At 57.3% G+C, this 18,289-nt stretch carries 18 protein-coding genes; 2 read left to right on the forward strand and 16 right to left on the reverse strand.

All coding sequences use genetic code 11. The annotated features are described in order from the left end of the window. Positions 1–8 precede the first annotated feature (8 nt). From NITMOv2_RS15605 to NITMOv2_RS15680, 16 genes are all read right to left on the reverse strand, one after another. Positions 9–962 carry a glycosyltransferase family 2 protein gene (locus tag NITMOv2_RS15605; protein WP_053380747.1) on the reverse strand — a complete coding sequence of 318 codons (954 nt, stop codon included), beginning with the start codon at positions 960–962 and terminating at the stop codon, positions 9–11. 31 nt (positions 963–993) lie between these two features. After that, entirely contained in the window at positions 994–1,647 is a 654-nt protein-coding gene (locus tag NITMOv2_RS15610; protein WP_053380748.1) for a PIG-L deacetylase family protein, read from the reverse strand. Positions 1,648–1,649: 2 nt separating this feature from the next. Continuing rightward, complete coding sequence (locus tag NITMOv2_RS15615; protein WP_053380749.1) at positions 1,650–2,453, reverse strand: sugar phosphate nucleotidyltransferase; 804 nt, start codon at positions 2,451–2,453, stop codon at positions 1,650–1,652. Positions 2,454–2,476: 23 nt separating this feature from the next. Further along, a complete protein-coding gene (locus NITMOv2_RS15620; protein ID WP_053380750.1) occupies positions 2,477–3,826 on the reverse strand; it encodes a polysaccharide pyruvyl transferase family protein in 1,350 nt (449 codons plus the stop codon). Positions 3,827–3,876: 50 nt separating this feature from the next. Continuing rightward, positions 3,877–5,115, reverse strand: a complete 1,239-nt coding sequence (locus NITMOv2_RS15625; protein ID WP_053380751.1) for a class I SAM-dependent methyltransferase — start codon at positions 5,113–5,115, stop codon at positions 3,877–3,879. Positions 5,116–5,135: 20 nt separating this feature from the next. Beyond that, positions 5,136–6,416 carry an NAD(P)H-dependent oxidoreductase gene (locus NITMOv2_RS15630; RefSeq protein WP_053380752.1) on the reverse strand — a complete coding sequence of 427 codons (1,281 nt, stop codon included), beginning with the start codon at positions 6,414–6,416 and terminating at the stop codon, positions 5,136–5,138. Between the two features lie 9 nt (positions 6,417–6,425). Further along, positions 6,426–6,980, reverse strand: coding sequence for a dTDP-4-dehydrorhamnose 3,5-epimerase (gene rfbC, locus NITMOv2_RS15635; protein WP_053380753.1), 555 nt, complete (start codon positions 6,978–6,980; stop codon positions 6,426–6,428). 47 nt (positions 6,981–7,027) lie between these two features. After that, entirely contained in the window at positions 7,028–8,056 is a 1,029-nt protein-coding gene (locus tag NITMOv2_RS15640) for an NAD-dependent epimerase/dehydratase family protein (RefSeq protein WP_053380754.1), read from the reverse strand. Positions 8,057–8,317: 261 nt separating this feature from the next. Next, positions 8,318–8,959 (reverse strand): transcription termination/antitermination protein NusG, encoded by a 642-nt coding sequence (gene nusG / locus NITMOv2_RS15645; protein ID WP_083448090.1) that lies wholly within the window; start codon positions 8,957–8,959, stop codon positions 8,318–8,320. After that, positions 8,956–9,852 (reverse strand): XrtA system polysaccharide deacetylase, encoded by an 897-nt coding sequence (locus NITMOv2_RS15650; protein ID WP_053380756.1) that lies wholly within the window; start codon positions 9,850–9,852, stop codon positions 8,956–8,958. Before NITMOv2_RS15650 ends, nusG begins: the two co-directional genes overlap by 4 nt. A 2-nt stretch (positions 9,853–9,854) precedes the next feature. Then, on the reverse strand, positions 9,855–10,925 hold the full coding sequence (locus NITMOv2_RS15655; RefSeq protein ID WP_083448091.1) for a TIGR03013 family XrtA/PEP-CTERM system glycosyltransferase: 1,071 nt from the start codon (positions 10,923–10,925) through the stop codon (positions 9,855–9,857). 34 nt (positions 10,926–10,959) lie between these two features. After that, a complete protein-coding gene (locus NITMOv2_RS15660; RefSeq protein ID WP_083448092.1) occupies positions 10,960–13,368 on the reverse strand; it encodes an XrtA system polysaccharide chain length determinant in 2,409 nt (802 codons plus the stop codon). A 3-nt stretch (positions 13,369–13,371) separates the two neighbouring features. Then, on the reverse strand, positions 13,372–14,928 hold the full coding sequence (locus NITMOv2_RS15665; RefSeq protein ID WP_145976375.1) for a porin family protein: 1,557 nt from the start codon (positions 14,926–14,928) through the stop codon (positions 13,372–13,374). Next, a complete protein-coding gene (locus NITMOv2_RS15670; RefSeq protein WP_083448093.1) occupies positions 14,906–15,553 on the reverse strand; it encodes a polysaccharide biosynthesis/export family protein in 648 nt (215 codons plus the stop codon). The genes NITMOv2_RS15665 and NITMOv2_RS15670 overlap by 23 nt, the downstream gene beginning before the upstream one ends. Continuing rightward, complete coding sequence (locus NITMOv2_RS15675) at positions 15,550–16,221, reverse strand: polysaccharide biosynthesis/export family protein (protein WP_053380761.1); 672 nt, start codon at positions 16,219–16,221, stop codon at positions 15,550–15,552. Before NITMOv2_RS15675 ends, NITMOv2_RS15670 begins: the two co-directional genes overlap by 4 nt. Positions 16,222–16,332: 111 nt before the next feature. Beyond that, a complete protein-coding gene (locus NITMOv2_RS15680) occupies positions 16,333–16,668 on the reverse strand; it encodes a PilZ domain-containing protein (RefSeq protein ID WP_053380762.1) in 336 nt (111 codons plus the stop codon). A 433-nt stretch (positions 16,669–17,101) separates the two neighbouring features. Here NITMOv2_RS15680 and NITMOv2_RS15685 point away from each other — a divergent pair, with 433 nt between their 5' ends. After that, on the forward strand, positions 17,102–17,608 hold the full coding sequence (locus NITMOv2_RS15685) for a response regulator transcription factor (protein ID WP_187299240.1): 507 nt from the start codon (positions 17,102–17,104) through the stop codon (positions 17,606–17,608). 174 nt (positions 17,609–17,782) lie between these two features. Then, complete coding sequence (locus NITMOv2_RS15690; protein WP_053380764.1) at positions 17,783–18,280, forward strand: hypothetical protein; 498 nt, start codon at positions 17,783–17,785, stop codon at positions 18,278–18,280. Positions 18,281–18,289 lie beyond the last annotated feature (9 nt).

The raw sequence follows: 18,289 nt of genomic DNA on the forward strand, positions 1-18,289 counted from the left end.
TATTTCCTCTACTTGACGACGGTGGCCCCGGGCTGTTTCGGACCGGCCTCGCCTTGCCGGATCGGGGTGGTCTTCTTGCGATTCATCGCTTTTCCCGCCGCCTCGACGAGCTCATCGACCAAATGCCCCCTCACGCCGATGCTCCAGCGGGCCAGCACGCCGAACAGCGCCAGCTTGGTCAACAATCCCAACGGAGCACGCCTGATGCCGGCCGCATGCTTGAACAGATGCGTCCACAGGTAGAGAAACAATTTGTCTTTTTTTCTCGGGTCGAACCATTCCTGCACGGCTTCCATGGTCGTCAAGCTCGTCGACGCCGCGCCGTGCAGCCGCCGGTAAAACAACGGGCGCGGGATTTCCCAAAATCGCCCATAGAGTGTCAGCTCGGCAAGCAGCGTGACGTCCGCCCCGGGGAATGCGTGCAAGCCGCCGGTCTTCCTGAGGGCGTCGGTTCTCATGAGGCCGTAGATGGCGCTGACAAGTCGATTGCGGCGAATGGCCTCACGGAATCGCGCGGTGACATCGGGAGAGCGGAAGTCCAAATCATCTTCATACCGCTCCAACATCTCTCCCCGTTCGTTGATGAGCAGCGTTTGGGGATAACACAGGACGACATCCGGATAGGCGTCCAGCACGTCGACACAAGCTTGCAGCGACTCCTGGTGGAATTTGTCGTCCGCGGGCGCCCAACGGAAATAGGGTCCGCGGGCCGCTTCGAGCACCCGGCAGTAATTCCATGACGCGCCGTGATTGACGTCGCTCGGAAGAAATCGTACGCGGGCATCCCTGGCCGCATACCGGAGACAGATGTCGCGCGTGCGGTCGGTGGAGCCGTTGTCCGAAATAATCAGTTCGAAGTCCGGGTACGTTTGCCCCAACGACGATTCAATGGCCTCTGCAAGAAACCGTTCGCCGTTGTAGACCGGAAGCCCGACGCTCACTTTGGGAACAGCCGACGACATAGACACCGATGCACTCCTCTATCAACGCCTGTTACAGCACCCACTTGCGGCAATAGAAGGCCTCCGCGTACTTCGTGGAAGAATTGGCCTCGATGCCGCGCAAGCGGAGCAGCGACAAAAAGAGATCTTCCGTGAACCATTGTTTGTTTCGCTGCGTGGTAAAATACCGGAAGAGATGGGCCACCTTTTCCTTGCAGATGTCGGCGTCAAGCGAGACAAACGTGTTGGGAGTGCCCAGGTCTCCGTCGTATTTTGGGATTTCGTATTCCAGGATCAAATGTTTACGAAACGTGTTCCAGGTGAATTCGGAGATGACGCGATGATCCTGATGGAGGTCGTGCCGGTAGTGCGTCAGGATCAGGTCGGGCGAGAATCGGGTCTTGATATCTTCAAAACAATCTTTGATGGCTTCGCCGCGAAAGGGGAAGAAGCTCTCCCGGAAGTTTTTCACCAGGACGATTTTCTTTCGGCAGGCGGCAAGAAACCCGTCCGCGCTGTTTCGAGCCTCCCGCCGGCGGATACCCGGCGCGCTGAAGACCACCCAGCACACGTCCGCGTTCGGATAGGCCCGGAGCAGCCGCAGGATCGTTCCCCCGCAGCCGATCTCGATATCGTCCGCGTGCGCGCCTAGACAGAGAATCCTGCAGCCGTCTGTCGATTGATCGTCCAACTGAAGTCGAAACATCGCTACTGCCCCTGCGCAGGATCCGCCGTCGGTCGTTTCCAGACCATCCAGGGAGCGCGGCCCTTGGCATACATGTCTTCAAGGATTTGCTTGTCCTTAAACGTGTCCATGCAGGCCCAGAACCCGTCGTACCGATGGGCGATCAGCTGTTGCTCCTTGATGAGCCGCTGGAACGGCTCGTTGACCAGCTCTTCGCCCGGGCGGATGTAGTCGAATATCTTCTGCTTCAGAATGAAATAGCCTCCATTGACGCGCAGGCTTGAGGCGGTAATGGCCTGGACGTGGGTTGCCAAGCCGTCGGAGTCCGAGGAGATTGTATGGTAGCTGGACGGGAGCGGCACGGTGACACAGCTGGCGATCTTATCTTTCCGATAGAATTCATCCAGCTGCCGGTTCAGCGGCATATCCGTGAGACCGTCGCTGTAATTGGCGAGAAAGACTTCGTCGTTCCCGAGGTATTTCCTGGCGCCCAGGAGCCGCTGCGCGATATTGGAGGAGGTGCCGGTATCCGCGAAGGTGATGCGCCAATCTTTGATGTCGGTGCTGACCAGATCCAGCTTTTTGCCGCCCTCCGACAACACGAAGTCGTTGGACGCGCACTCGCTATAGTTCAAAAAATAATTCTTGACGACGTCCGCCCCGTGTCCCAGGCACAAGATAAAGTCTTTGTGGCCGAAATGTGCATAGTATTTCATGACGTGCCAGAGGATCGGCCGATAGCCGATCGGCACCATGGGCTTCGGAATGTTTTCCGAATATTCCCTGATCCGCAGTCCCAGTCCTCCGCAAAACAGAACGACTTTCATAACGCGCTCCTTTGGTCTCGGTTTCAACCGACCAAGGTGAACAGCTCCTTCAACTGCGCTTCGGCCAGCCCCCTGTGCTGAACGGCCCGTTCGCGCAGCACGGATCTGATCTGATCTTGCCGCAACTCGATCTCTTGAAATCGCTGCTGCATGGTCGCAAGATCGAGTGTCATGATGTCGAGCACGTATCTGCTCTGGCCCATGGAGGCCATGAGATCCAGCCCCTTGTCGGCGTAGGAAATCCCCAGCACCGGTTTTTCGAGCAGCATGGAAAACACCAGACCGTGGAAACGCGACGCCACGACAAAATCCATCGATTCAATAGCGGCGCACAGATCTTCAACCGATTTGATGGATGCCTCCGCAACGGCGCCCGGCTGGTACGCGTGATCGTTGATTCGGGCGCGGATGTCTCGGATGACGCGAGGGTCCAGCGTGAGCTGGGTCGGAAAGAACAGGACGCGCAGTCCGCGCGCCAATAGCCATTCGGCAAACGAGGCCAACAGCTGCACATATCGCTCATAGCCCCCGTGGCTGGCGCCGACCCAATAGTCCGCGCTGTTGAAGGGAATCGGGTTGATCCCCACGATCTTTTCCTGGCGAGGCCTGGTCGGCTGAGGCCTCCGAGGCGGCAGCCGCAGCGTGAAGACCAAATCCGGCACGGCCGGCGTTCGAATCGGCAGGCTGAGTTGCTCCAGACACCGAATGGAGGACGTGTCCCGATAAGATTGATAGTCCGACCAGGCCACTGTTTGCTTGATGAACCATTTTCCCAGTCGTGTGCGAAGCGGGCCGGCGCCGACATTGACAAGGGCGACCTTGGTGCCGGCAGACTTGGCCAACATGGCCCATTTCCACATGGTATACGGGAAATTCCATGGTCCCAACACATAGTCGTTTAAATGCTGCGAGCCGGCGACCGCCAAGAGATCCACCCGTCGAAGGACGCGCCGAGTCCTGAACAGGAAAAGAATCTCCGGCGCAAGAGCCGGGAGAAGCGTGACGACCTTCCTCATCCACTTCGCCAGATATCCCACGCCCGGTATGCACCGCAGGACCGATTTCAACGAAGCCATCGCCGTTGCATGGCGCGGTGGAGGGCTTTCCGTCTCCGGCCTCACCCTCCCCTGCTCCGCCCGGCTCGGTGCGGCGCGGCGTGTTTCACTCCAGATGGGATACGTTGAGATCCCGTATCGCGACGCCGTGTCCGCCGGATCGACCGAGATGCCGAGGATCTCGGCGTCCGGCTTGTGCCGCTTCACCGCTTCGAGGACGGCCTGAAACGCGGCTTCATCGCCGAGATTGTCCTGACCCACATGGCCGAATACCGCGATCCGAACCGGCCGCCGTGCTGTATTCTGGTGCTGGCTCACGCGAATCTCCGTGCGACGATCGCTGAAGCACGAGTCATGATGCGACCATCTTATGGAATGACCTGTACGGTCGGAATCGGAACGACGAACCGCCCGCCCCATTCGCGGATATACGCCATCTGCTGCGTGATCTCTTCGGTGAGATTCCAGGGCAGAATCAGGAGATAGTCCGGCTTGGTGGCGCCGATTGTTTCGACCGGATGGATGGGAATATGCGTCCCCGGTGTGTACTTGTGATGTTTCACCGGATTGCGGTCGACCAGATAGTCGAGAAAATCCGTGCGTATGCCGCAATAATTCAACAGCGTATTGCCTTTGCCCGGCGCGCCGTACCCGGCCATCGATTTCCCCGCTCGTTTGGCCTTGATCAGAAATTCCAGCAACTGGTGCTTCACGTCCCGCACCCGCTTCTTGAACGAGGCGTAGTATTGGAGCGTCGTGACGCCCGCGGCGCCTTCTTCGCCCCGCAGCATCGAAACGCGGTCGGACATCGGCTTCGACCGGTCGCCGGCATGGCATGCATACAGCCGCAGCGAGCCGCCGTGCGAGCGCAGCTCCTCGACGTCGAAGACGGCCATATGATGAGCGGCCAGCATGCGTTCCACCGCGTGAAACGAAAAGTACGACAAGTGCTCGTGATAGATGGTGTCGAATTGATTCCCGGCCAGCAGCCGGAGCACATAAGGAAACTCCATGGACAGAACGCCGGCGGGCTTGAGGATGACGCGCACCCCTTCTATGAAGTCCGCCAACTGCGGCACATGGGGAACAACGTTGTTGGCCACCAACAGATCGGCTCGTAGGCCGGCCTCGACCAGCTCCGACGCCGTCCGGCGATTGAAAAATCTCTTGATCGTCGGGACCCCCTTCCCCTCTGCGGCCCGCGCGACGCCCTCCGCCGGTTCGACGCCGAGCACCGGGATTCGTCTCTCCGCAAAATATTGCAGCAGATATCCGTCGTTGCTTCCTATTTCAACGACCTGGCTGGAAGGGCTCAATTGGAGGCGGGCGACCATCCCGTCTGCAAACTTCTTGGCATGCCTCAACCAGCTGTCGGAATAAGAAGAGAAGTAGGAATATTCAGCAGAGAAGATGTCTTCCGGGCTGACGTATTGCGGCATCTGAACCAGAAAACACCGATCGCAGATGAAGACCCGGAGTGGATAGAATCGCTCCGCTTGGTTCAATTGATCGGCGGTCAGAAACGTTTCGCACAGCGGAGACATTCCGAGGTCGACCAGCTCAGCGTACAGCTCGGCCCCGCACCATCGGCAGCCGCTATGCCCCATGACTCGCCATCGCCCGGGGACTACAGGCCAAAATGCCGGTTCTGCTCGTCGCGCAGCTTGTCGCACAGCCGGCCTTCGGGCAGGTCCACATCGGCATAGGTTACGACTTGATCTTTCGCGACGTTCCGCTTTAACCGGCATCCCTCGGATAAACCCATGGGAAGAGCCTTGATCGCCCGCGCCGTTTCATAATTGTCGATCAAGGTGTAACAGGAAAACCCGCCGATGCCGTCCAGCACCTCTCCCGCCCGCAGATCGCGCTTGGCGATGGCCATCGCGTCGCAGACTGGCGGACCCAGGGGAGCCACGGTCGCGTCTTTGAAGAGAACCGCGCGGGCCGCCGTCAGGGGGATTTCCAGCTGAGGCAAATGAAAGGGTGTGTAAAACGCATACAACGGTCCCTCACCCATCTTAAGATACTTCAGATAGGCCGCCTTCACCGGATCTTCGGTATATCCGAGCACGAACGCCCCGTTCGCCGGCGCCGCCCCGCAGAGGAAATCGACCATTCCGCCGTTGAGCAGTTTGTCCTGATAAAACTTTGGGCTGTCGCTGACGTGCGGGAGGGCAGGTCCGTACATGCCGCGCGTGCCGACCTTGAATCTAGTCGCGTTGGCCAGCACGGTCAGCTCCATCGACAGCTTGGTGCCGTCGGCAAACGAGGTCATGGTCGTCGGCTTCTGATTCACTTTTTCGGCAAATCCTTTTTGGGTTTCGGGAGTGCGGTAGCGGTCGTATAGGCCCTTCAGATTGCCCGCGACCATCGGCTTCAACCCTATGGAGCGGACAAATCGCAGCATGTTCATCGCGACGCCCGGTTCATCCCCGTCGCTGTTCGAATAGATGACTCCCGCGCGTTCGGCGTAAGACTTCAGAATCGGGCCCAACGTCGCGTCCAGCTCGACGTTTCCCAGAATGACGTGTTTGCCGTGTTCGATCGCCTGCGCCACGACTCCGGCTCCGAACTCGATGGTTCCGGTCGCTTCAATGATCACTTCGATGCCCTCGGTCCTGCAGAGAATCGAGGCATCGTCGGTGACGGCATAGCGTTGGCGGCGCATCGCCTGCTCGAGCGCGTCGCAACTTTCCACGATGGTGACGTCCGTTACGCCGGCGGAGGTGTACGCCGCCCGCGCCGTATCGAGCGTTCGATTGGCGATCGCCACCAGGCGAAGGCCGGGAAACGACTGGAGGATCTGATACGCGATATTTCTGCCGCTGTAACCCGCGCCGACAAGCGCGACGCGGATCGGGTTGCCACTGTGCTGACGTTCTGCGATGGCTCTGTCGATGAGTATCATGGCTGGGCCTCACACCGGTTGATAACTCTGTTGGCGGCTCTTATAGTCCGGCCACTTCTTGTCCTGATCGGAAATCACCGCGATCTCCACGGGCCATTCGATCCCGAACGCCGGATCGTCGAAGCGCACGCCGATCGCGGACTCGCGATGAAACAATTTCGACGTGTGGTAATTCATTTCGGTATCGTCGGCCAGCGTCACATATCCCTGAGCGAATCCTTCCGGAACGTAAATCATTTTCCCATTGTCCGGCGTCAGCTCGACTCCGAACCAGCGTGTGTAGGTAGGAGACTGCGGCCGAAGGTCGACGACGACATCGAACATCGCTCCCCTCGTGCACCGCACGACCTTGACCTCGGCATGGGGACCGGTCTGATAGTGCAATCCTCTGAGCGTGCCTTTTCGGACGCTGAATCCGACGTTCGACTGCATCACGTCGGCCTTCAATCCATGCTGCTCCAGCTCCAGCCGGCACCACACGCGCGCAAAGAATCCACGGTGGTCCTGAATGCGTTCCGGCTCGATGACGTAACACCCCTCCAGCGGCGTTTTATGAAACAACATGTGATCCTCGTCCTTCGGCGAGTCCTGCTAAGCTCAGCGCCACGCCGCTACGACTGACGCCAGCGGAGCGTGTCATCCAGCTGCCCCGTGCTGAGCAACAGCTTCAGCTGCGCGATCCGTTTATAGCGGGGCCCCTCGTACTCGTCTTTTCCCAAACCAATCGTCTTGTACGATTCATAGATTTGCTTGGCTCCCTGCGTGGCATTCCATCTCAATCGATGGCGCGGAAACGCCGTCGTATACTTGGTGAAATCGACGCGATAGTTTCTCTTGTCCGGCTCGGCGCCGGCGGCGAATTTGATCTCGCAATTCGGCACGGTCTTGCCGACGATATCGGCCAATTGGCGCATTTGATAGTTTTCGGAATTGATGCCGACGTTGAACACCTGGTTGTGGACGACCTCTCGGGGCGACTCCAGCGCGCCGATCGCGGCCGTGCTGATGTCTTCAATATGCACGATCGGCCGCCACGGGGTTCCGTCACTTTTCAGCAGTACATGGCCGGTGGTAAACGCCCACGCGGTCAAATTGTTGAGCACAATATCGAACCGGATTCTCGGAGAGACTCCGTAGGCCGTGGCGTTCCGCATGATGACCGGGCTGAAATGATCGTCGGCCAGTTGCGCGAGGTCCCGCTCCACTCGCACTTTCGAGATCGCGTAGGCCGTCACCGGATGGAGTTCTCCCTCTTCCGTCTGCATCTGATTTCCGGCCGCCCCATAATTGCTGCAGGACGAGGCGAAGACAAACCGCCTGATCCCCACCTCTTTGGCCATTTCGGCCATCCTCACCGAAGCCTTGTGGTTGATGTCATAGGTCAATTCGGGATTCAGGTCCCCGAGGACATCGTTCGAAAGCCCCGCCAAATGAATGATCGCATCGATGCCGCGCAGATCTTCCTTTTCGAGGTCCCGGATGTCTTTGATGATTTCGTCTACTTCCGGCATTCCTTTGCCGTACGTGCTGTTTCGATAGAGATCGCTGTCAAGCCCCACCACCTCATGACCCGCCGCCTGGACCATGGGCACCATCACGGTTCCGATGTACCCCTTATGGCCGGTTATCATTACGCGCATTGCAGCCTCCTTCACTCCTCGGCACGATTCTTCGCCAACTCTATCCCAGACCGACCGAAAGCGATATCCCTCTTCCGTGGCAATCAAAGATCGTGACGAGTCCGGCGAGCGACTGATCGCCACCGATAACTTAGGCTCTTCCGTCGCGTGACCGTCTGCGAATGGGCTCCCGCCGTTTCGGGACCAGCCCGATTTCTCTCTGGCTTCGTTGCGGGATGCTCTCCGCTCTAGGGACCGGAACGATCGAAAGCGAAGAGGCCTTTACAGATTAACGACGTTCCTCAGATCCACAACGGCTCGCACTTGGTACGACAGCGCTTTGAGCAGCAACACGGCCCGCTGAGCGCCGGTGGTCTCTCTTTCGAATATCGCCTCGAGGCCGCGGAGCGGTCCCTCGTGTATCCGAACGATTTGGCCGCAGCGGAATCCCGATGCGGGCTCGAGCACATCGCCTTCCTGGAGCCGTGCCCGAATTCCTGCGATCAAATGATCTTCGACGATGGCCGGCTCGCCCCCGAAGGCCACGATGTTCTTGACCCCTCTCGAAAAGAGAACATACCGATAGTGCTCCGTTACTTCGAAACGGGCAAACAAGTAGCCGGTAAACAACGGGTTCAGGCACGTGTGCTTCTTTTGACGAACAAGTCGTTCTTCCTTGAGTCGAGGACAAAAGGTTTCAATTCCAAGCCGGCGGACATTGGCCTCCGCTACATCTTCCTGATGCGGCTTTGTATTGACGGCATACCAATGCATCGGAGGCATGACCGTTGCCGACGCGTTCGATGCGTCACACGACCTGTTGGGCTGTAAATCGTCCATTTCCTTGAGAGACGGACTTAAACTAGCACGCCCTATCGCTTCCATAGAGCGAACTTCGACATTTTGCAGCGGCGCACCGATCAAGTCCGTACCTCCTGGAGAGCCCGCAACGAGCCGTTCAAATTGGCGTCGTTCAGCAGATTCGGAATCATGGCTTGTAACGGGCCAAATTCAAAATCGTTGAGCAATGCCGTGAGCCGCCCTTCCGTCTTTTTCAAATTGAGATAATGGCGGAATCTTGAGAGCCACGGCCCCTGCATTCGCGGCTGAGCAGGATCGAGTTCCCATGGATGGAGATACACCACGAGCGACTGCCCTTCCGCCTCAATCCTCCTGAGCATCCACCGCAACATCGGATAAGGGAATAATCTGAAATAGCCCCCGCCGGCCACCGGTATTCTGAAACCGCCCACACTCACCGTCGAAGGCGGCAGTTCCCACAGCTTTCCTGAGACCGTTTCGATTTGGTGGCACTGAGGATTGGCGCCGGGCATGCCATAGCGGTCGTGCAGGATCGGGAACACACTGGAGTCGTAGACGTAGCCTTCCTCCACGAGAATCGGCAGCGCCCATTTGGTTTCCGCTGTAATGGAAAACGACGGCGCGCGGTAGCCATAGACCCGACTCCCGGTCAAGTCTTCGAGGATGCCCTTGGCCCTGCGAATGTCTTCACGAAAAACTTGCGGACCCTGGGCGGTAATGAGCTCATGTCCATATCCGTGCGAGGCAATTTCATGGCCGCCGGCGGCCAGCCTTCGAACCAGGTGGGGGACGCGCTCCGCCACCCACCCGAGGATAAAAAAGGTGGCTTTGAACCCTCGGTGGTTCAGGAGCCTTAGAATGGCGTCCGTGTTGCGCTCCACGCGGCTTTCATAGACATCCCAATGTCGCCGGCGCATCGGCGACGCGAAGGCCGACACTTGAAAATGTTCTTCGATGTCGAAGGAAAGGCAATGGGCAGGCGTTTTTCCGTCCATCGTCAGCGCGCCCCCTCGCCCAAAAGTACCACGCGGATCGTTTCCACTAGGATGCGTGCGTCCAAGGCAAACGTCATATTCTTCACGTAATACAGGTCGTACTGCAGTTTTGTGTGCGAATCCTCCGCGGATGCGCCATAGCGAAATTGGGTTTGGGCCCAGCCTGTTATCCCAGGCCTGACGGTATGGCGGATGTCGTAATAGGGAATCTTGGCGCGAAGCTCTTGGACAAAGACCGGTCGCTCCGGCCGCGGCCCCACAAGGCTCATTTCGCCCTTGAGGACATTGATGAACTGTGGAAGCTCGTCCAGCCGAGTTTTTCGCAACCACCATCCCACGCGGGATACACGCGGATCCTGTGCCTGAGCCCAGCGAGGCCCGCCCTTTTCCGCATCTTTCGTCATGGAACGGAACTTCCAAATCATATAAGGCTGGCCTCTGAGACCCACTCTCATTTGACAGTAAAAAACCGGACCGGGAGAATCGAGCTTCACTAAGAGACCGATAAGGACAAACAGGGGAGACAGGAGCACGAGACTCACCGCCGATACAACCACGTCGAATAACCGCTTGGCGAAGGTCGTCAACGCCCTTCTCTTAAACCCGGTGGAGAAGACGAGCGCGCTGGGTCGCAAGGAATCGATCGAGAGGCGTCCCGCCTCTTCTTCGTACAAATGATGGCCGTCGACGACCTCCAGACCCATGGCCTTGAAATCCAGCAATGTTTGCACCGGCAAGGTGGCGCGTCGATCCTCCAAACAGACCGCGATCGTGTGAATCTGGTATCGCTCGACGATCTCGAACAATTGGCCGATGGGCCCTAAGAACAAATGGGTCGCCAAACATTGGGACGTCGTACTCGGCTCGCGATCGACATAGCCGATGACATGAACCCTGCTCGTCCTCTTGGCTTTGAGAACCGCGAATAATTGACAGGCTAATTGCCCGTTTCCCAAGATCAGCAGGCGCCGGGAAAACGGAATCGGGAAGAAGGTTCCCGTCTCAACTTGACGAGCTTCTACCTCTACCCCCGTCACGAGTCCTTCACCGCCTGGGATGGTTGGAAGTCTCATTGCCGTTTGCGAGCTCAGCCCGGCGCTCGCCGATTTAGATATAGGACCTTTTCTGAGCGGCCAGATAATATTCCTGCGTGTACCGTTGGCCGATGACTTCCGAGTCGACCAGAATGATCCCGGCGCGGTTCTCAGGTTTCAAACTCTTCAGCGCTTTCTGCACCAATTCTTGCTGCGTCACCCCCGCCCTCACAATGACCAGTATCATGTCGGCAAGGCCGGCGAGGAGATTCATGTCGGCCAGAGGGAGGATAGGAGGCGCATCCAGAAGGATAAACTGAAACCGGTTCCGCAGATCCGTGACGATGCCGGCAATCTGAGGAATCTTTGTCAGGTCGACGAGACGGTGGTCTCTTCGGCCGGACGGTAACACCCATAAAGAGGAAGTCCCGCTCTGGTGCAGACAATTCTCCAACGCGGTATCTCCATAGATGGCTTCTGCAAGGCCCGGCTTGATCGGAATGCCGCAGTACTCATGGACCGTGGGTCTCTTGAAATCGCAGTCAATCAAGAGCGTCGATTTCCCGAGATCATTGCCGAGAACGTAGGCCAAGTTACTCGCCGTGGTGGACTTGCCCTCTCCGACGACGGCGCTCGTCACGACCACGACCATGCTTTTGCATGCCCCTCCGGACAGTACCATTCGCGTGGCTGCAACTCTGAACTGTTCGGCCACTACGGAATTGGGACGCCACTTCGCCACCAAATTCAGCTCCGCCCATCTGCCGGTTGGTCGAGGATTCGATTTTTTCCAGGGCAATATGCCGCCCTTCACACCGGCGCGGGCCGGGTCGGCTTTCCCCGCGATGGCCGGCTTTGCCCCGTTCCCATTTCCCTGCTCTTGCGCCGCAGCCAGCGACGCGGGCAAATTCCGACTGACCCCTTTCTCAGCCTGATACGCCGTTTGGAGATGAGGAATGGACGCGAGAACTGGAAGCCCCAGCAGCGTTTCGGCCTCCTCTGGTCGTCGAATAACGCCGGCCATGAGTTCAAGGCTAAAGGCGGTGCCGTACCCGAATGCGCATCCCAATAGCAAGCCACCGAGCATAATTTTCATGACATCCGGAGATTCAGGTTTGGTCGGGACGTCCGCAGGGTCCAATATTCTGAAGGTCTCCCCGGCTTGGCGCTTCTCGAGGTTTTCTGAGATCCGCGCGTTGAGCTGCTTCTCCAACAAGGATTCGTAATTGCGCCGGGTGTTCTGATAGTCCCGTTGCAGCACAAGAAGCTCTTGCTCTCTCTCGGGAGCTTTTTCGACACGCTGCTCGTATTCTTTGATTTGAACCGTCAATCGCCGTTGCTGCTCCTTCAACGCGTTGATTCCGATTTCATTCTCGTCCAGCTCGCGCTTCAAATCGTGGACATACGGATCGACGATTCCCGTCGGCAATTTGTTGGACCTCGGCTTTTCTGGCGCCGGCTCCTCTTTGGTTTCACGAGACGCTGCCGTTTGCCGCTCAGCCATGCGCGACTTCAGCTGTGCAATCTCTTGTTTGACCTGAATCACGTCGGGATAGGTGTCTTTGTACTCCGCAGTGAGCGTCGCCAGTTGCCGCTCCAGGTCACGAAGCCGTGTCGCTAAGGGATCTCCCGCGATCCCCGTATTTCTGGTGGCCGCATTGGGAGAGACCACCGCGACCGTGCCGCCGTTCTCACGCGCACGCCCGCCTCCGGTCTGATCCCCAAAGGACATGCCGATGGCCTCATACGAACTAATCATCTTTTGAAGAGCCGACCGCCGGTCAGTTCGATCCTGCAACGCTTCGCTCGTCGCCGTCAGATCTCGCTGCAGCCGGTTCAGCGTCTGCAAATTGGCTTCCACTTGGCCGGGCAGCTCCCCCATGTGGCGCTTCTTGAACATGGCAATCGCCTGTTCTTGCTGCTCGAGCGACTCGGAGGCTTTGCGCATTTCATCGTCGAGGAACTTGGTGGTGCCTTCGACCAGCATTTCACGTGTCTTGATGTTCTGTGCGATGATTTCGTCGGCAAACATCGCGGTCACATTCCGTGCCATCATGGGATCGCTATGCGCAAAGGAGATGGAGAACGACTCCACTCGCGCGTCCGTCCGAGCGCCCTTGGTTTCAATTTTGATGGCTTGCCGGAGACCTTCGACCACGCCGTCCTTTTGGGCCATCGTCGCACCGGGCGGATACAAGCCGAACCGCTCGGCCACGACGCCAAGAAATGTCCGGCTCAACACATTTTGCTGGACCATGCTGATACGATCCGACACCGTCCCGCCCACGACCGGACTCACATACCGTTCAGGGATCCGTTGCGTTTCCACCAGTATGGTGGTTTTGGATCGATAGCTTCGCGGAAGGGTGACACAGAGCGCCACGGCCACCGACACGAAGATCACGACAAATCCGATGATCAACCATTTACGGCGGACGGCTATATCCCAAAAATCGCGGGGCTTCAGCATTGCAGCATTCATCGTTTACCGCCAATATTGTGAAAGGCTTAAGATCACTTCGTTCCGAGCAAAAATTTGCGTTTGATTCGGATCGGCATAATTTCCAGAAAACAGTCCCCAATTGTAAGTCAGCCAGAGAAACGTCGACTGCGTCAGCCGATAGTTCACCCAGGCATTCGCGGTCTTGGACTCGAAATTCAGACCCGGCTGGCTGGAAGAATCCTCAATGCTCTTGTTGCTGCTGTAATTGGCTCCCACCCCCCCGACAACATTGTCCCTGAAGCGATGAGTCAGCGTCGCGGCAACTAGATTGCTGAAGATAGGCCCGGCGTTGGCGACAAAGCTCGGATACACCCCTCCAGAATAAGTCAACGTGACGGAGTCAAGACCGCGAGTCCAATTCAGCGAGGCGGCGGCCGTATAGACCCAGTTCGATTGAGTGCCTCCCGCGAATTCTTGGTTCACTAATGACGCGCCGCCGGATAAGGTGCTCCGCAGAGCGGGGCTGTAACTTCTCGTCCATGCCACGGTGCCGCCATGCGTCTCGAAGTTCCCGGATCCGGCGCTCGAAAATATGTCGCGATTGTACGCATACTGAAAGAGGATCGTATCTTGGGCCGTGAGCCGATGTGACAGGCCGATCCGGCCGGTATGTTGGACGTTGTCGAACAATCCCGGGGAAAAATCCGATTGGTACTGCCGCCCGAAATTGATGAACGCATAAGAGTATGCTGCGACAAGGTTCGTAGTACTCGAAACCGGATAGAGCCCTCCAATCGTGCTCTGATTCGTCAAAGTGTTCACCCGCTGCAATTGAAAACCTCGGATATATGTGTCCTCTATGGAAAGTTGAGCTTCGCCTTGCTCGGCGAGCGGGCTATAGGCTCCGCTGCCGGCGGTCAGGAAGGACGGCGGTGTTGGGGTGTAGTTCGTAAAATTGCTGACATACAAGCTCGCCCCTTGCACCCATCGGCGCACGATATTGTCGAAAGTAAAGTTGACAGCTCCATTGAACCCAACGTAGCTCAGTCCAGGATGAACCGTGAAATATTCTCCTGTCGCCCCGATCTGCATCAGCGTCGACACATATCGCCCGTTATCCCTCACAAATAACTGCGGAGTCACTGATGTCGCGTAGTCTTCGCGCCGGACGCCTTGAATAGCAGGCGTAAAAAATACATTGCTGTCATAGCGGCCGCTAATCGTGATCGCCGGCACTACTTGCAATCCAAACACGCCGAACGTCGTCTGCCCCGAAGTGCCGGTAGCGCCTGCGCCTCCGAACTGCTGGTCAAATCTCGGCGGTATGATCGCAAGACTCTCACTGTCTCGTATGGTCAGAGGGACAACCGATGCCGTCAGCATTCGCGACGCTGCTCCGCTTTCTGGCCTGCCGATTTCAAGCGCCTCGCCGCGACCGAACTCCGTCGGCAAGGTGGGTAACTGAGAAACGCCGTTGACCGACCGCATATCGGGCTGGATTTCCGCCTTCCCCTCCATAGCAAGTGAAAGAATCATCCAAAGGAGAACGGCTATTCCGAGTGGGACACCCAATCCTTTACGGAACAACAATGGTGTCACCAGAAATCAGTGTAAAATTTCCGATCTTCCCCTTCCCATTTACGAGGTCGTCGTATGGAGTCGGAATACGCAACTGATGCTCGTCCCCCGTCCCGTTTCTTACAGTTCGGACAACGGCCATCTTGTTCTTGGAAGCAAACGGAGTGAACCCGCCGGCCAGTGACACCCCCTGCAACACTGTGGCATACGACTTGAGGGGATATTTCCCCGGTCGCGCGACTTCTCCCATCACGTACACAAAATAACTATTCACCTCCTTGACGCTTACCGAAACCGCCGGATTCTCCTTAAACTCGGTCAGCCGTTTGGCGATTTTCTCTGCCACCTGGGATGCGGTGAACCCGCTTGCCTTCACATCGCCGATCAGAGGAAGGGAAATCATTCCGTCGGGCCGAACCACCGTCAGGCGAGAAAGATCCTGGTTGCGCCATACCGTCACTTCGATCACGTCTTCGGGGCCAAGAAGAAAATCCCGGGATATGCTTTTATTGGCTTCCTCCAGCACTTCCTTGGGAAGATCTGCACACCCAATAATGAGCCCGACAAAAAGTAGCGGCAGCAAGCGGAACGGCATCGTCAGAGCTCTTGATTGCATGCCTTGGCCGATATTGCGCTGAACGATCATGGCACCAACACCATGGTTTCTGACGGGACCACGATGGTGTCTCCCGGCTTCAGATGGACGTTCTGCGGCGAGGCGTCACGCAGGATGATATCGTCATAACTGGCTTTGATCTTCAAATCCTTTTCACCGTTCTGGCCGAACCGAAAAACCACAATTTTGTTGCGTGCCGCGGCGGGGGTGAACCCGCTTGCCAATGTAATCGCCTGCAGCAAAGTGGTTTTGCTCTTCAATGGATACTTACCCGGACGCGTCACCTCTCCGAGCACGTAGATGGAATAGCTGTTCACTTGTTGGACCACGATCGACACTTGCGGATTCTCTTTGAACTCTTTCAGCTTGGACGCAATGGCGTCGGCGAGCTGCGCCGCGGTTTTCCCAACGGCCGTCACATCGCCGATGAGCGGCAGCGAGACACGACCGTCGGGCCTGACGGCGACGACCTTGGAGAGGTCGGCATTGCGCCATACCGTGATCTCCAACACATCTTCCGGTCCGATAGTGTAATCCGGCGTGACAATGAGGGAAGATTTGTCACCGCCGTCCACTTCTGCCGGAACCGCGCCGCCGGCAGCGGGATTTCCAGCTCTCACCGAATCGGCAAGAGCGAATGTCGGGGTCAAACCGACAAGGAGAGCCAACACGATGGTGTTTTCAATTTTCGTGTTCATACGTCCTCTTGATTCTGCTGGTTAACGATTTCACGACACCGGGCATCCAAGCAGTGCGTTCTGTAAACCGGCATTCGACGCGGTGAGGAATTTTCGTTTTCCTGGCGCCGATCAAAACATGAACTTCAATCCGACGAAATACGCGCCTTGGCCGTTCTGTTTTCCGATCGGCATCTTTCTCGTCCAGCGAACCTCGGCGAGGGTCGGGGTTTCCGCGACGGTCACCGGCGTCGGCACGTAGACCTTCAACACCTGTTCGATCTCCGGCGCTTGATCCATGAGTACCAACATGCCGCCGCTGCTGATATTGAGCGACAAGGCCTTGCCGCCCCGCACGCCGACCGGTCCCTCGACCGGCGTCGTCATCTCATACGGAATCGGTCTCAACAGCGCGACTCGCTCGCTGTGGTTTTCCTGACAATCGGCCATCGGCCACTCCCACTCCATCTGTGCCACGTCATCCCCTCCTCGGTGAGAAAGCATGCTTGATAGTGTGATGTATTGCGATATGGTCCGCCGTGTGTGCCCGCATCACGTCATGGCGTTTCATGGCGCTAACGTTGATTTCAGTTGATCGGAAGAATTTCTCTCGCTATCCTCGCCAGGAGCGACTATAGATGTGGTCGTCGGACTCAACAATACCGACGATGTAGGCGGATTTCTCGAAGGTAGGTGTTGACTCCCCCGAAAGGGTTAGGTAGTATTTCTGCTCCCAAACGAGCTTAGCAGAAACAGTCCTGTTGTCTAGCAACCTGGTCATCCCGTTCCCAGCCGCAACATGCCCGACACACTGAATACCAACGACCAATCAGACGGCCTTGCCGATCAACGGGCGGGGTCCGGCATTGTGGTTCTCTCCGCTTCGATGCAGCTGCTCCATATGAACAGACAGGCGTCGGAGCTGGCCAAGAAAATCAATGCCGCAGAACATGGCGGCACTGCGGCCAAATCGGCCCATGGAGTCCTTCCTGCAGCTCTGACCGAGCTTTGCGGAGAAATCATTAAGGCTCTTCATGTGCGGACAGAGGCCAAGGATTGGGAGCAGTTCGAGGTCAAGCGGGTCACGGGAGACCCGAATCAACCCGTGCTATTGCGAGGATTTGGACTTCCGGATCGAGGCGGCATTCAGCACGCTCGTCTGGTCGTCACCATGGAAGAATTGGGACGGAAGCAGAATCTGAATACCGAGCATGCCCGCGAGCGGTTCCAGTTGACCAACCGGGAACAGGCGGTAGTGGAACACCTGGCAAAAGGCTGGACCAACAAAGAGATTGCGAATGCCCTTCAGATTACAGAGCAAACCGTGAAAGAACACATCAAGCACATCATGCGCAAGACGAACGCCACCACACGGACCGGCATCCTGGTCCAGATCTTTAATTCTTAAATCCCCATTCACCCTATCGTGCCTTGGCGCCTGTGTGGTAAAGATCCAACAGTGATGACTGTTTCACACAACTCCGGAGGCTCCCACTGAACAAGAACTAATGAATTCGCTTAGTTATGGGCCTAACCTGCAGGTCTCATCATTGCAGTAACGAGCAGCCGTGAGGAGCAAGACGTGATCGGAAAAGGACATCAACTCGTCTACGCGGCTGTCTTGCTGGTCATGCTTGTGACCGGCTGCCAGACCAGTCACTCTCCCAAGCAGACCGCTCTGGATAACACCGGTTTTATGTCGCTCTGGGACACCTATACCCACTGCAGACTTTCTTCAAATGTCAGTGAGGCCTACCGGGACATGCGGACCCTGGTTCAGGCGACTCGGGTGCACAACGGCCAAGATGGATTCGTGCTCCCTCTCCCCGCTAAGCTTCAGCAACTCGTGACGAATCCCACAAGCCGATTCGCAGTCGACGTCAATGCGATGGCGTCGGCCTGCTCGCTCCACGCAGGTCAGCTTGCCCTGGAACAAGGTCACATCGAACTCGCCCGCGAATTCTTCACCGTGGTGGTGGCGCTGCATCCCGGCGAAGGATCCTCCTATTATCTCGCGCAGGCCAAGACTTTCTTGACGGAGATTGAGCGCGGGGTTGATGTTTCGCTCAAGACTCCTTAGTGACCGCGG

Source organism: Nitrospira moscoviensis, from assembly GCF_001273775.1.
GTDB lineage: Bacteria > Nitrospirota > Nitrospiria > Nitrospirales > Nitrospiraceae > Nitrospira_D > Nitrospira_D moscoviensis.

Bases quoted from the DNA above. Each gene is read 5' to 3' on its own strand.
- NITMOv2_RS15605 (WP_053380747.1), bottom strand. From the start codon at position 962: ATGTCGTCGGCTGTTCCCAAAGTGAGCGTCGGGCTTCCGGTCTACAAC.
- NITMOv2_RS15610 (WP_053380748.1), bottom strand. From the start codon at position 1,647: ATGTTTCGACTTCAGTTGGACGATCAATCGACAGACGGCTGCAGGATT.
- NITMOv2_RS15615 (WP_053380749.1), bottom strand. From the start codon at position 2,453: ATGAAAGTCGTTCTGTTTTGCGGAGGACTGGGACTGCGGATCAGGGAA.
- NITMOv2_RS15625 (WP_053380751.1), bottom strand. From the start codon at position 5,115: ATGGGGCATAGCGGCTGCCGATGGTGCGGGGCCGAGCTGTACGCTGAG.
- NITMOv2_RS15630 (WP_053380752.1), bottom strand. From the start codon at position 6,416: ATGATACTCATCGACAGAGCCATCGCAGAACGTCAGCACAGTGGCAAC.
- rfbC (WP_053380753.1), bottom strand. From the start codon at position 6,980: ATGTTGTTTCATAAAACGCCGCTGGAGGGGTGTTACGTCATCGAGCCG.
- NITMOv2_RS15640 (WP_053380754.1), bottom strand. From the start codon at position 8,056: ATGCGCGTAATGATAACCGGCCATAAGGGGTACATCGGAACCGTGATG.
- NITMOv2_RS15650 (WP_053380756.1), bottom strand. From the start codon at position 9,852: ATGGACGGAAAAACGCCTGCCCATTGCCTTTCCTTCGACATCGAAGAA.
- NITMOv2_RS15655 (WP_083448091.1), bottom strand. From the start codon at position 10,925: ATGAGACTTCCAACCATCCCAGGCGGTGAAGGACTCGTGACGGGGGTA.
- NITMOv2_RS15660 (WP_083448092.1), bottom strand. From the start codon at position 13,368: ATGAATGCTGCAATGCTGAAGCCCCGCGATTTTTGGGATATAGCCGTC.
- NITMOv2_RS15670 (WP_083448093.1), bottom strand. From the start codon at position 15,553: ATGATCGTTCAGCGCAATATCGGCCAAGGCATGCAATCAAGAGCTCTG.
- NITMOv2_RS15675 (WP_053380761.1), bottom strand. From the start codon at position 16,221: ATGAACACGAAAATTGAAAACACCATCGTGTTGGCTCTCCTTGTCGGT.
- NITMOv2_RS15680 (WP_053380762.1), bottom strand. From the start codon at position 16,668: ATGGAGTGGGAGTGGCCGATGGCCGATTGTCAGGAAAACCACAGCGAG.
- NITMOv2_RS15685 (WP_187299240.1), top strand. From the start codon at position 17,102: ATGAACAGACAGGCGTCGGAGCTGGCCAAGAAAATCAATGCCGCAGAA.